Source organism: Desulfolutivibrio sulfodismutans DSM 3696 (genome assembly GCF_013376455.1).
Classification (GTDB): domain Bacteria; phylum Desulfobacterota; class Desulfovibrionia; order Desulfovibrionales; family Desulfovibrionaceae; genus Desulfolutivibrio; species Desulfolutivibrio sulfodismutans.
The window spans coordinates 3653372-3665178 of sequence record NZ_CP045504.1; the positions used below are offsets into that span (position 1 = coordinate 3653372).

Consider the following 11807-nt stretch of genomic DNA (forward strand, 5'->3'; position numbering starts at 1 on the left):
TGAATACTGGAAAAAGGGGATGAATTGCCTGGAACGTGAGAAGATAGGGGGAAAGAATTAGCGGGGGGGCCGGGGGGAATGATTCCCCCCGGGCGGGGCGCGGGGCGGCAGCCCCGCCTCTTCTTTCCCCTTACTTCTTCAGCCTCTCGGCCAGCACCTCGGCGCTATGCTTGACCGTGATATTCATCTTCAGGTTGTCCGCGCCGCCGCGCAGTTGCATGACGCAGCCGGGGCAGTCGGTGACGAGGAGCGTGGCGCCGGTGGCGGCGACGTTATGCAGCTTTTTCTTGAGGATCTCGGCCGACAGCTCGGGGAACTTCAGCGAGAAGGTGCCGCCGAAGCCGCAGCACACGTCTTCCTCGTCGTAGGGGGCGTAGTCGAGCCCGGCGATTTTGAGCATGTCGCGCGGCGCCTCGGTGACGCCCAGACCCCGGCACAGGTGGCAGGGGGCGTGCAGAGCGGTTTTTGTGGCCGGGCCGGTGAAGTCGGCGGGCGCGAACTTGAGGATGTCGCGGGCGAAGGTGGCAAAATCCATAATCTTGGCGGCGAAGCGTTCGGCGGCCTGGGCGTGGACCGGATTGTCGGCCAAAAGGCGCGGGTAGCCTTTTTTGAGGTGCGAGGCGCAGGAGGCGCAAAGCGTCAGGATGTAGTCGCAGTTGCAGTCGTCGAAGGCGGTGATGTTTTGCAGGGCCACATCCTTGGCGGTCTTTTTCTCGCCCATCATGAGCGCGGGCAGACCACAGCAGGTCTGGTCCATGGGATAGGCGAGATCGGCGTCGCGGCCGTGGAACAGCGACACGGCGGCCTCGGCCTGTTCGGGGTAGACGAAGTCCTGGACGCAGCCGGAGAACAGCGCGGCCTTGATGGTGGAGGTGGCGGGGCGGGGCTTGATGTCGGCCCAGCGGTCGCGCAGCGGTTTGGCGGCGATGGCCGGAAGGGCGCGGAACTCCTGGTCCTTGGCGAAAAACATGGGCAGATGGCGCAGGTAGGGCGTGCCGCCGGTGACGGGCTTTTGCAGGAGGCTCGCGGCCCGAAGCGCGCCGTGGAAAACGGTTCGGTTGCGCATGGCCAGGGACAGGGCGGTGTTCTGGAAGGGGCGGCCCTCCTCGGCCAGGATGCGGGCGTGGACCTCTTTTATGAGGTAGGGCAGGTCGATCCCGGCCACGCAGGCGGCCTTGCAGGCCCCGCAGTTGAGACAGTTCTGGACCAGGTTCTTGGCCTTGTCCCGGCCGTGGTAGAAATAGGTCAGGACCAGTCCCACGGCCCCGATGTAGATGTGGCCGTAGGTGTGTCCTCCCACCTGGCGGTAGATGGGACAGACGTTGGCGCAGGCCCCGCAGCGCACGCAGCGAAGGGCCTGGGAGAAAACCGGATCGGCGGCGAGGCGGCGGCGTCCGTTGTCCAGAAAGACGATGTGCATGGACTTTTTGCCGTTTGGCGCGGCGGCGCAGGCGTTTGGGCCGGTGATCCAGGTGACGTAGGAGGAGATGGCCTGGGCCGTGGCGTTTCGGGGCAGGACTTTGATGATTTTCAGGGCGTCGGAAAGGGAGGGCACGAGCTTGTCCAGGCCGATAAGGGCCACGTGGACCCGGGGCAGGGTGGTGACCAGACGGCCGTTGCCTTCGTTGGTGATCATGCCGATGGTTCCGGTGTCGGCCAGGGCGAAGTTGGCCCCGGAGATGCCCATGTCGGCTTCCACGAATTTGCGGCGCAGTTCGCGCCGGGCCACCTTGACGAGCTTTGGGATGTCCACGTCCTGTTTCTGGCCGGTGACGGTGGTGAACAGGTCGGCCACCTGGGCCCGGGACAGGTGGATGGCGGGCATGACCATATGGGTGGGGCCTTCGTGGCGAAGCTGGATGATCCATTCGCCCAGGTCCGTTTCGGTGACCTCGTATCCGTCGGCCTCCAGGCGGTGGTTTAAAAGCGTCTCCTCGGCGGTCATGGACTTGGATTTGACGATCTTTTTGACGCCCTCGGCCCGGGCGATGTCGGCGATCATCGCGTTGGCCTCGTCACCCGTGGCGGCCACATGCACGGTGATCCCGGCCTTTTGGGCGTTGGCCGTGAACTCGGCCAAAAGCTGGTCCAGATGGGCCATGGCCGCGTCCTTGGCGGCGGCCACATCGGCGATCATGCCCGGCAGGTCCATCCCGGCGAAGGCCCGGGCCCGGGCCCCCCGGTAGAACATGGCGAAGTTGTCCATGGCCGTGCGTTGAAATTCGTTGGAGAGCGCCTCGCGAAGCTCCTGACGGTAGCCTTTGATGTCTTTGGCGGTCTGCATGGCTTAGGCCTCCGTGAGAAAGACGATGTGCAGTTCCAGGGGCCCGTGGACGCCAAGGGCCAGGACGCGTTCGATGTCGGCGGTGCGGGAGGCCCCGGTGATAAACGAGGTGTAGTCCGGCGGGTCGCGCATCCATTCCTGCAGAAGGGGCGCCACGTCCGTTGAGGCGGCCCGGATGGCGGATACGGGCAGAAGCGCCACATGCACCTCGGCCACCATGGTGGCGATGCGCAGTTCCTCGTCCCGGGAGCGCAGAACCAGGGTGCCGGTCTCGGCGATCCCGGCGTCGGCCATGGTCACGGCCACGTCGATGCCGCCCAGGTGGTTGCGCAGGCCTTCGCGGATGAGCCGAAAGCCTTTTTCCTCGCACAGGTTCCCCAGGGCGGCGAAGTCTGCGTCCGAGAGGTCCGGGGCGGCGATGGTTTTTTGGGTGACGGTCTGGCACAGGTCGGCGGCCGGGGCGGACAGGTCCGCCTCACAGCCTGAAAGGAGGAGCTTGCAGGCGTCCTTTTTCTCGCAGGCCTCTACCACGTAGGCCAGGGCATTCGCCATGCTGTCGGCCGTGACGGTGACGGCGGAGACGAGTTCGGCCTTGGTCTTGAAAAGCTGGGTCAGATCGGCGGGGGCGTCCATGGGCGGTCCTTGCAAGGGAGAACCGGCCCGGATGCGGCTGTCCGCGTCCGGGCCGGGTTTTTATGAGTCAGGGGCTAGGGCAGCATCCACTTCAGCGTATAGGCCTGAAGCAGGGTCAGAACCGAGATCACCAGGAGCATGGCGATGGAGTGCTTAAGCGTGAAGCGGAAGATGTCGCCCTCGCGGCCCACCATGTTCGAGGCCGCGGTGGCCACGGAGATGGACTGGGGTGAGATCATCTTGCCGGTGACGCCGCCCGAGGAGTTGGCGGCCACGGTCAGGGCCGGGTCCACACCGATCTGCTGGGCGGTGGTCTTTTGCAGCGCGCCGAACAGCGCGTTGGACGAGGTGTCCGAGCCGGTCAGGAACACGCCCAGCCAGCCAAGGATGGGGGCGAAGAACGGGAACAGCGCGCCCGTGGCGGTGAACGCCAACCCCATGGAGGAGCTCATGCCCGAGAAGTTCATGATGTAGGCCAGGCCCAGGATCATGGAGATGGTCAGGATGGGGTAGCGCAACTGGATGATGGTGCGCTTGAGGCAGGCCATGGCCTTGCCGTAGCCGTAGTTGGGGATGAACAGCACCGAGATGAGCCCGGAGATGAGGATGGCGGTCCCGGCGGCGGACAGGAAGTTCAAGGTGTAGACCGCGCCGTAAGGGGTGTCCTTGGCCACGATGGGGGCGGTCTTGATGACCAGGTTGTGCAGCCCCGGCCAGGAGAACTTGAGGCTTACGGGAGCAAGGATGGCCTTGACCGAATCAAGGCCCCACAAAAAGACCATGACGGCCAGGATGATGTACGGCGTCCAGGCCCGCAGGACTTCCCCGGCGGTGAACTTGGTGGCCATGAGCTTGGCGTCGGGCGGCGGCTCGTCCGGGAAGTGCCAAACGTTTTTGGGCTTCCACACGCGCAGGAAAAGTCCCAGGCCGACGATGGTCACGATGGCCGAGATGATGTCCGGCAGGTAGGGGCCGACGAAGTTGGAGACGATGAACTGGGAACCGGCGAAGCACACGCCCGAGACGATGATGGCCGGCAGGACTTCCATGGAGCGTTTGAAGCCGCACATGGTCACGGACAGCCAAAGCGGCACGATGACCGACAAAAGGGGCAACTGACGGCCCACGATCTGGCTCAGGCGCATGAGGTCGAGATCCGTGACCTGGGCCGCGACCACGATGGGGATGCCGATGGCCCCGAAGGCCACGGGCGCGGTGTTGGCGATGAGGCAGATGCCTGCGGCGTACAGGGGGTTGAACCCCAGGCCCACCAGCATGGCGGCGGTGATGGCCACGGGGGTGCCGAACCCGGCCGTGCCTTCGATGAACGAGCCGAAGGCGAAGGCGATGAAGATGGCCTGGAGCCTGCGGTCGTCGGTGATGCGGGCGAGCGAGTTCTTGATGATGTCGAACTCCCCTGATTCCACGGTCATGTTGTAGATCCAGATGGCCGTAACCACGATCCATACGATGGGAAACAGGCCGAAGGCCGCGCCGTAGAGGGTGGCGTTGACGGCCAGCCCCACGGGCATGCCCCAGGCGGCGATGGCCAGGATGACGGCGGCCAGCGTGCCCAGGAAGGCGGCCTTGTGTCCGGCGGCGCGTTTCACGGCCAGCATGTAGAACAGGATGTACAGGGGAATGCCCGCCGCGAGGGCCGAGAGCAGGTAGCTCCCCAGGGGTTGGTATTGCTGCACCCAGGTCATGTGCGTGATCCTCCTTGAAGGTTGATGCGTCCCGCGTCCCCTCCCCACAGGAGGAGGCGAACATGCCGCGAAGCCGAGGCGATCCGTTTTGTCCGGGCCGGCCGGTCCCGATAAAAACGGTGGAAACCATGTGGCGCTTTCCAAAACCATCGCGCGCAGGCAAAACCTATATCATGTCGAACCTTTGCCTCATCAAGAAGGACTGTTCCGAAACCACGCCCCCTGGCGCGCCGCAGGTCGGCGTCCTAGGCCAACCCGAGCTTGGCCTTCAGCGCCGCATAGTCCAGGGCCTGGCTGATGAGCCTGGCCCCGTGGCCGACCCGGGTGGGGTCGCGCAGCTTTTCGCTGAAAAGGAGCGTCTCCATTTTCTTGGCCACGCTGAAGGTGTCGTCCCGGGCCAGGATCACCGGCACGCCCACGGCCTCGGCCTTGGTCAGGATGATGTCGTTGGGGTAGAGGTTGCCGGTGAGAACCAGGGCCGCAGCGCCCCCTTCCAGGGCCACAAGCTGAAGGTCGGAACGGTCGCCGCCGCAGATCACGGCCACGTCCTTGCGTTTGCGGAAAAAGGCCAGGAAGTTTTCCACGTTCATGGCCCCGATGAGGAAATTCACCACCAGATTGTGCACCCCGGCGGACATGGTCACCAGCCGCCCGCCCAGGCGCTCGGCCAGATCCCCGGCCCGCATGCCGCTCATGACCGGGTCGTGGGGGATCACTCCCAAGACGTCGATGCCCCGGCGGGCCAGAAACGGCTTGATCAGTTCGTCCACCTCGGCCCGGAAATGCTCGGGCACGTCGTTTAAGATGACGCCGGCCAGATCGTCGCCTGCGGCGTGTTTGGCCGCCGCCAGATAGTCGTAGTTGAGTTCGCTGCGGAAGCGGTCCACGAGGATCGTCTTGGCCCCGAGGGAGCGGGCCACGGACACGCCGTCCACGCCGCAATAGGTGCCGGAATACAGGTAGCTGCCGGAACCGCCCACGATCATCACGTCCTTGTCGGCGGCAAGCTTGTGGTAGGCGGCGGTGATGGAGGGCATAAGCACGCCGCACTCCCCGGCGAAGGCCTTCATGAGGAAGTCCTTGGTCACGGGAACCGGGGTCATGTCCGCAGGCGAGGCCCCGAGGCCGAGCACGCCGTTGATGAACAGGGCGTCGTCATCGCCCAGTTCGCCGTCCACGAGCCGGGGCATGGCCCCCACGGGCTTCATGTAGCCCACCCGCAGGCCGTCTTCGCGAAACCGCAGGCACAGCGCCAAGGCCAACAGATTTTTCCCGCAGTAGCCGGAAGTGGAGCCGATATAGAGACCAGTCATGGCATATCCTCCGTCGTCTAGGCCTTCAGGGTGAGGCGCACGTCCGCCACCAGGGCCTTTTCGTTGTTGACCAAAACGGGGTTGAACTCCGCTTCGTAGACCTCCGGGAAATCCGTGGCGATGCGGGACATGCTTAAGAGGATGCCCTCAATGGCCGCAAAGTTGACCGGAGGCTCGCCGCGCACGCCCTTGAGCAGCATGTAGGACTTGATTTCCCGGATGATGTTTCGGGCGTCCTCCACGCTTAAGGGGGCCAGACGGAAGGAGATGTCTTTTAAGATTTCCACGTAGATGCCGCCCAGGCCGAACATGAGCAGCGGCCCGAACTGGTCGTCGCGCTTAAACCCGATGATCACCTCGCGGGCGCCCTTGGGGGCCATTTCCTGCACCAGGCAGCCGGCGATGTAGGCGTCGGGGCGCAGGCGCTGGGTGCGGGCGGTGATGTCCAGGAAGGCGTTTTTGACCGCAGTCTCGTCGCCCAGGTTGACCCTGACCCCGCCCACGTCGGACTTGTGGGAGATCTGGGGCGAGGCGATTTTTAAGACCACGGGGTAGCCGATCTTCTCGGCCGCAGCCACGGCCTCTATGCTGGAGCGGGCCAGGATGGTCTTCGGGGTGGGCAGGTTATAGGCCCGAAGGACTTCCTGGGCCTGGAACTCCACCACCTCCACGTCGCCCCGGTCGCGTACGGCGGCGAGCACCTTGGCGGCCTCCTCGGTGTTGCCGAAGATGGCCGGAAAGTGCGGGTCGGGGGTTTTCTTCCACTGGTTGTAGCCGTGCATGGCCTCAATGCTGCTGATGGCCGGTTCCGGAAAGGCATAGCAGGGGATTCCGGCGGCGAGCAGCATCCTGCGGCCCGGCTCTACCCGCACCCCGCCCATGTAGCAGGCGAAGATGGGTTTGGAGGATGTGGCGGCGTTGTCGATGATGGCCTGGGCCGTCTCTTCGATCTGGGCCGAGGAGGTGGGGCACAAAAGGACCAGCACGGCATGGACGTTGGGATCGTCGAGCACCACCGCCAGGGTCTTGCGGTAGCGTTCGGCGTCGGCGTCGCCGATGAGGTCCACGGGGTTGTAGAGGGAGGCGTAGGCCGGAAGAAAGGCCTTGAGGCGCTCCACGGTGGAGAGGCTCAAGCGGGCCATGGACAGGGTGGATTTTTCGCAGGCGTCGGCGGCCAGGATGCCGGGACCGCCGGAGTTGGTGACCAGAACCAGCCCCGGCCCCTCGGGCAGGGGTTGGGTGGAGAAGGCCTGGGCCAGGTTAAAAAGCGTCTCCACGTCCCCGGCCCGGATGATGCCGGTTTTTTTGAAGGCGGCGGTGTAGGCCTGGTCCGACCCGGCGATGGCCCCGGTGTGGGAGGAGGCGGCCTTGGCCCCTGCGGCCGTGGTGCCGGACTTGATCATGATCACCGGCTTTTCGCGCGTCACGGCGGCCGCCTCGCGCATAAAATCCGCCCCGTGCTCCACGTTTTCGATGTAGCCCAGGATGACGTTGGTGTGCGGGTCGTCGCGCAAAAACGCCAGCATGTGGGCCTCGCTCAAAAGGGCCTTGTTGCCCAGGCTGACAAACCGCGAAAAGCCGATGTTCTCCCCAAGGGCCCAGTCCAGAATGGCCACGCACAGCGCCCCGGATTGGGAGAAAAAGGCGATCTTCCCGGCCCCGGGCTGTCCGGCGGCAAAGGAGGCGTTGACCTGGCTTGGGGTGCTGATCACGCCCAGGCAGTTGGGGCCGATCAGCGCGATGCCGCTTTCCCGGCACAGGTCGGCCAGCTTTTTTTCCAGGTAGTAGCCCTCGCCGCCCACCTCTTTGAACCCGGCGGTGATGACGATGGCCGATTTGAGTTGTTTTGCGGCCAGGATCTCCATGGCGGGCAAGACCGCCGCCACGGGGATGGTGACCACGGCCAGATCCAGCCCGTCGGGCAGGTCGGCCACGTCCTTGACCACGGGCAGCCCCAGTATCTCGTCGGCCTTGGGGTTGACCGGAATGATGCGCCCGGAAAATCCGGCCTCGATCATGTTGGCCACCACGGTGTGGCCGATCTTGCCGGGTTTTTCCGAGGCCCCGATCACGGCCACGGTCTGGGGGTGAAAAAGAGCGTCCAAATGCGCCACTTCGCTCACGGCGTGTTTCCTCCCGTCCCCGGACGAGCTTCATCCAGGGTCTGCGCGTAGATTTCCACGGGATGCATGACGGCCACGGCGTCGCCGGATTTGGACAGCATGTCGCTTATCTGGAGCAGACAGGCCGGACACCCGGCGGCCACCACCGAGGCGTTGGTGGAGACCACGTCGTCGCGTTTGCGTTTCCCGATACGCCCGGCGATATCATAGTGTTTGAGCGTAAAGCTACCGCCGCAACCGCAGCAGGCGTCCGGGGCGGCCATCTCCACGATCTCCATGCCCGGATTGGCGGCGATGACGGCCCGGGGTTCGGCAAAGACCCCCAGGGACTTTTTGAGGTGGCAGGGGTCGTGCACCGTGACCTTGGTCCTGGCGTCCCGGGAAGGTGTCGCGGAGGCCGCAACCCCCAGGTTTTTCACCAGGAATTCGTTGACGTCCATGGTTTTGGCGGCCAGTTCCTTGACGGCGGCCCGGGTCGCGCCGGGCAGGCCGTCGCACATCTCGGGCCAGATTTTTTTTATCGTGGAGGTGCAGGTGGCGCAGGGGGTGATGAGCACGTCGAAGGGCTGGTCGGCGAAGACGGCGATGTTTTCCTTCACCAGCTTTTCGAAGGTCTGGAGATCCCCTGCGGACAGGGCCGGAATGCCGCAACAGACCTGGGCGTCCGGAACGAAGGCCCCGGCCCCGTGGTGGGCCAGCACCTTCATGACCGCCTGGCCGATGCGCGGGTACATGCGGTCCACCATGCAGCCGTAGAAAAAGGCCACGGTGGGCTGGCCGTTTTTGGCGGGCAGGCTTTTGGCGGCCATGGTCTTGTGGAAGGCTGTGTCCGCCAGGGGCATGAAGTGCCGTCCGCCGAGCAGGCTTGCGCCGAAGACGGCGCAGGAGGAGCCGATGACCTCGTTGGCCGGTTTGGTCACCAGCCCCTGAAGCTTCGAGGCCACGGTCATAACGGAATCGAAGACCTTGCGGTGGGCCAGAAGCCCGCGCAAAATCGCCTTCTGGGCCGGGGGCAGGCCCAGGTATCCGGCCAAAAAGGCCTTGGCCTTGAGGAAGATGTCCAGAACCTTGACGCCGCTTGGGCAGCCTGCGGCGCAGGAGCCGCACAAAAGACACATGTCCAGCCGGTCCATGACCGCCTGGGGGTCTTTGAGGGCCTCGTGGGACAGGCCCTCCAGGAGGGCGATCTTGCCCCGGGCCACATGGGCCTCAAGCCCCGTTTCGGCATAGACCGGGCACACGGCCTGGCACATGCCGCATCGCATGCAGGACACCAGGGAGTCGTCGATCTCGCTTAAGAGTCGCAGGAGTTCTTTGACGTCGCCCATGTCATTCCCCCATGATCTTGCCGGGATTGAGAATGCCCTTGGGATCGAGGGCCTTTTTCAGGCGGCGCGAATACAGGATGGTGCCCCGGGTGGTTTCCTTCTCCAGGTACTTGGCCTTGGCCAGGCCGATGCCGTGCTCGCCCGAGAGGGTGCCGCCAAGGGCCAGGGCCACGTCGAAGATCTCGTCCACGGCGTCCTCCACCCGGCGCCACTCCTCGGCGTTGCGTTTGTCGGTCAGGATGGTGGGGTGCAGGTTGCCGTCCCCGGCGTGCCCGAAGGTGCCGATGGTCAGTTTGTATTTGGCCGCGATGCCGTCCAGGGCCTTGATCATGGCCGGGATCTGGCTGCGCGGCACGGTGGCGTCTTCGAGCACCGTGGTGGGAGCCACCCGGGCCAGGGCCGAAAGGGCTGCCCGGCGGGCCTCCCAGACCTTGTTGCGCTCGGCGGCGTCCTTGGCCACCTGGATGCGCTTTGCCCCGTGCGCGCGACACAGCTCCTCCACCTTGGCCGCGTCCTCGGCCACCATGGCCGGATGCCCGTCCACCTCGATGAGAAGGAGCGCCTTGGCGTCAATGGGCAGCCCGGCGTGGCTGAAGTCCTCCACGGTGCGGATGGTGAAGTTGTCCAGAAATTCCAGGGTGGCGGGCACGATCTTGGCGGCGATGATGGCCGAGACGGTCTGGGAGGCGGCCTCCACGTCGTCGAAGATGGCCATCATGGCCTTGGCGGCGGCGGGCGGCGGCACAAGCTTCAGAAAAATCTCGCTTAAAACCCCAAGCGTCCCTTCCGACCCGACCATGAGCCCGGTGAGGTTTAGTCCCGTGACGCACTTGACCGTGCGCCCCCCGGCCTTGATCAGTTCGCCGTCGGTGTCGAAAAAGTGGACCCCCATGACGTAGTCCTTGGTCACGCCGTATTTCAGGCCACGCAGGCCCCCGGCGTTCTCGGCCACGTTGCCGCCCAGGGTGGACACGGCCTGGCTGCCCGGATCGGGGGGATAAAAAAGCCCCTTGGCCTGGACGGCGGCCGCGAACTTGGCGGTGATGACGCCCGGTTCGACCCGGGCGTAGAGGTCTTCGGTATTGATTTCGAGAATTTTATTGAGCGCGCCGGTGAGCACGACCACCCCGCCGGTCTTGGGGATGGTCCCCCCGGAGAGATTGGTGCCCGAACCGCGCACGGTCAGCGGCGCCCCGGCGTCGTTACACAGCTTGACGACCTTGCCCAGGCCCGCCACGTCCGTGGGACGGACCACGACCCCGGGCACGGCCGGTTCGAGCACGGCGGAATCGTAGGAATAGGCGTAGCGGTCGGCCTCGGCGCCAAGCACGTTGTCCTTGCCCAGGGCCTCCTGGAAATCCTTGATAAGGGCGTGTGTGGTCATGGGGACTCCGTTAGGGGGTTGTTGTGCGCCGTGGTCGGCCGGACGCGCCAATCGTGTGCACGTCAGACAGCCCTAGGCAACTTGCGTGCCGGGACGCGCATTTTTAAGAAGTCGAGAAATGACAGCCTGTTGCAAGAAAGGCGGAGAGGCTGGGCCAGGGCCGTCCGATTTTTCGGACAGATGCCCGCGCGGGTGCGGACAGGACTTGGAATCGGGCGAAAGCCGCCCTGGCCGTGAATTTTCCGATCTATTGAGGATAGAATCAAAGGGGACGGAGGTAAAGGGAAAGTCTGTCCGATATTTCAGACGGGACTGGGTCAGTCCGATTTTTCGGACATGGCCGTGAGGAAGGAGGCAGGCCGACCAACATGTGGCGCAACGTGGAGCAAGATGCCCGTATTCATTGACAAAAAAGTAAGTATCCCAGGTTGTTGCTTCTCAAATGAGCGTGTCTCACGGGCGTGGACGCTTTCGCTAGCGAAACAGGTCGGCATGTGTCCCTGTGTCCACAAAGACGATCCGGTCTGCGTCCTGGAAATACAGCAGCAGCCAGTCCGGCTCGACGTGGCATTCCCGTACGCCCTTGAAGTTGCCTTCAAGCAGGTGGTCGCGACAGCGCGGCGGAAGCGGCTGGCCCTGGATGATGCAGTCCATGATGTGCTCTAGCTTTCCGATGTCTTTTCCTCTTTTGTGCGCTTTCTTGAAACTTTGTTCAAACCTTCTGGTGAATTGGAAGCGCATTGCGTCTCCTTCAGGGCTGCGAAAAGTTCATCAGAAGAGGCGAAGGTGGAAAGATTTTTCCCGGAAAGGGCTTCGTCAATGGCCCGTCCGGTCTCGGCCGTGGGAATTTTCACCGAAAACGGCAGGCCGTTATGCAGCAGAATCTGTTTGTAAAACATCGTGATGGCGGTGCTTTGGGTCATGCCCAGGCTGTCGAGAATCCCCTCGACGTCCTGCTTCAGACCGGCATCGACCCGGGCGCGGATCACTTCGGTTTTCATGGCGGGCCATCCTGTGCGTGGGTGGAGAACAGCAA

At 64.3% G+C, this 11807-nt stretch carries 9 protein-coding genes; all 9 read right to left on the reverse strand.

Annotated features, from left to right (window positions below; genetic code table 11):
- Positions 1-130: 130 nt before the first annotated feature.
- Positions 131-2284 (reverse strand): L-lactate dehydrogenase (quinone) large subunit LdhH, encoded by a 2154-nt coding sequence (gene ldhH, locus GD606_RS16775; RefSeq protein WP_163303389.1) that lies wholly within the window; start codon positions 2282-2284, stop codon positions 131-133.
- A gap of 3 nt (positions 2285-2287) precedes the next feature.
- Positions 2288-2917: a LutC/YkgG family protein gene (locus GD606_RS16780; RefSeq protein ID WP_163303388.1), complete on the reverse strand. Its 630-nt coding sequence runs from the start codon at positions 2915-2917 to the stop codon at positions 2288-2290.
- Positions 2918-2991: 74 nt separating this feature from the next.
- Positions 2992-4623, reverse strand: coding sequence for an L-lactate permease (locus tag GD606_RS16785; protein ID WP_163303387.1), 1632 nt, complete (start codon positions 4621-4623; stop codon positions 2992-2994).
- Between the two features lie 245 nt (positions 4624-4868).
- The gene (locus GD606_RS16790; protein ID WP_163303386.1) at positions 4869-5936 is read right to left on the reverse strand and encodes a phosphotransacetylase family protein; all 1068 of its coding nucleotides are present in this window, start codon (positions 5934-5936) and stop codon (positions 4869-4871) included.
- A 17-nt stretch (positions 5937-5953) separates the two neighbouring features.
- On the reverse strand, positions 5954-8059 hold the full coding sequence (locus tag GD606_RS16795; protein ID WP_163303385.1) for an acetate--CoA ligase family protein: 2106 nt from the start codon (positions 8057-8059) through the stop codon (positions 5954-5956).
- The gene (locus GD606_RS16800; RefSeq protein ID WP_163303384.1) at positions 8056-9387 is read right to left on the reverse strand and encodes a (Fe-S)-binding protein; all 1332 of its coding nucleotides are present in this window, start codon (positions 9385-9387) and stop codon (positions 8056-8058) included. Before GD606_RS16800 ends, GD606_RS16795 begins: the two co-directional genes overlap by 4 nt.
- A 1-nt stretch (position 9388) precedes the next feature.
- Positions 9389-10771 carry an FAD-binding oxidoreductase gene (locus tag GD606_RS16805; protein ID WP_163303383.1) on the reverse strand — a complete coding sequence of 461 codons (1383 nt, stop codon included), beginning with the start codon at positions 10769-10771 and terminating at the stop codon, positions 9389-9391.
- Between the two features lie 474 nt (positions 10772-11245).
- Positions 11246-11512: a type II toxin-antitoxin system YafQ family toxin gene (locus GD606_RS16810; RefSeq protein WP_163303382.1), complete on the reverse strand. Its 267-nt coding sequence runs from the start codon at positions 11510-11512 to the stop codon at positions 11246-11248.
- Positions 11434-11772 carry a type II toxin-antitoxin system RelB/DinJ family antitoxin gene (locus GD606_RS16815; RefSeq protein WP_163303381.1) on the reverse strand — a complete coding sequence of 113 codons (339 nt, stop codon included), beginning with the start codon at positions 11770-11772 and terminating at the stop codon, positions 11434-11436. The genes GD606_RS16810 and GD606_RS16815 overlap by 79 nt, the downstream gene beginning before the upstream one ends.
- Positions 11773-11807 lie beyond the last annotated feature (35 nt).

Excerpts from the sequence above, each read along its gene's own strand:
- GD606_RS16805 (WP_163303383.1), bottom strand. The coding sequence starts at position 10,771 with ATGACCACACACGCCCTTATCAAGGATTTCCAGGAGGCCCTGGGCAAG.
- GD606_RS16815 (WP_163303381.1), bottom strand. The coding sequence starts at position 11,772 with ATGAAAACCGAAGTGATCCGCGCCCGGGTCGATGCCGGTCTGAAGCAG.
- GD606_RS16785 (WP_163303387.1), bottom strand. The coding sequence starts at position 4,623 with ATGACCTGGGTGCAGCAATACCAACCCCTGGGGAGCTACCTGCTCTCG.
- GD606_RS16780 (WP_163303388.1), bottom strand. The coding sequence starts at position 2,917 with ATGGACGCCCCCGCCGATCTGACCCAGCTTTTCAAGACCAAGGCCGAA.
- GD606_RS16800 (WP_163303384.1), bottom strand. The coding sequence starts at position 9,387 with ATGGGCGACGTCAAAGAACTCCTGCGACTCTTAAGCGAGATCGACGAC.
- GD606_RS16810 (WP_163303382.1), bottom strand. The coding sequence starts at position 11,512 with ATGCGCTTCCAATTCACCAGAAGGTTTGAACAAAGTTTCAAGAAAGCG.
- GD606_RS16790 (WP_163303386.1), bottom strand. The coding sequence starts at position 5,936 with ATGACTGGTCTCTATATCGGCTCCACTTCCGGCTACTGCGGGAAAAAT.
- ldhH (WP_163303389.1), bottom strand. The coding sequence starts at position 2,284 with ATGCAGACCGCCAAAGACATCAAAGGCTACCGTCAGGAGCTTCGCGAG.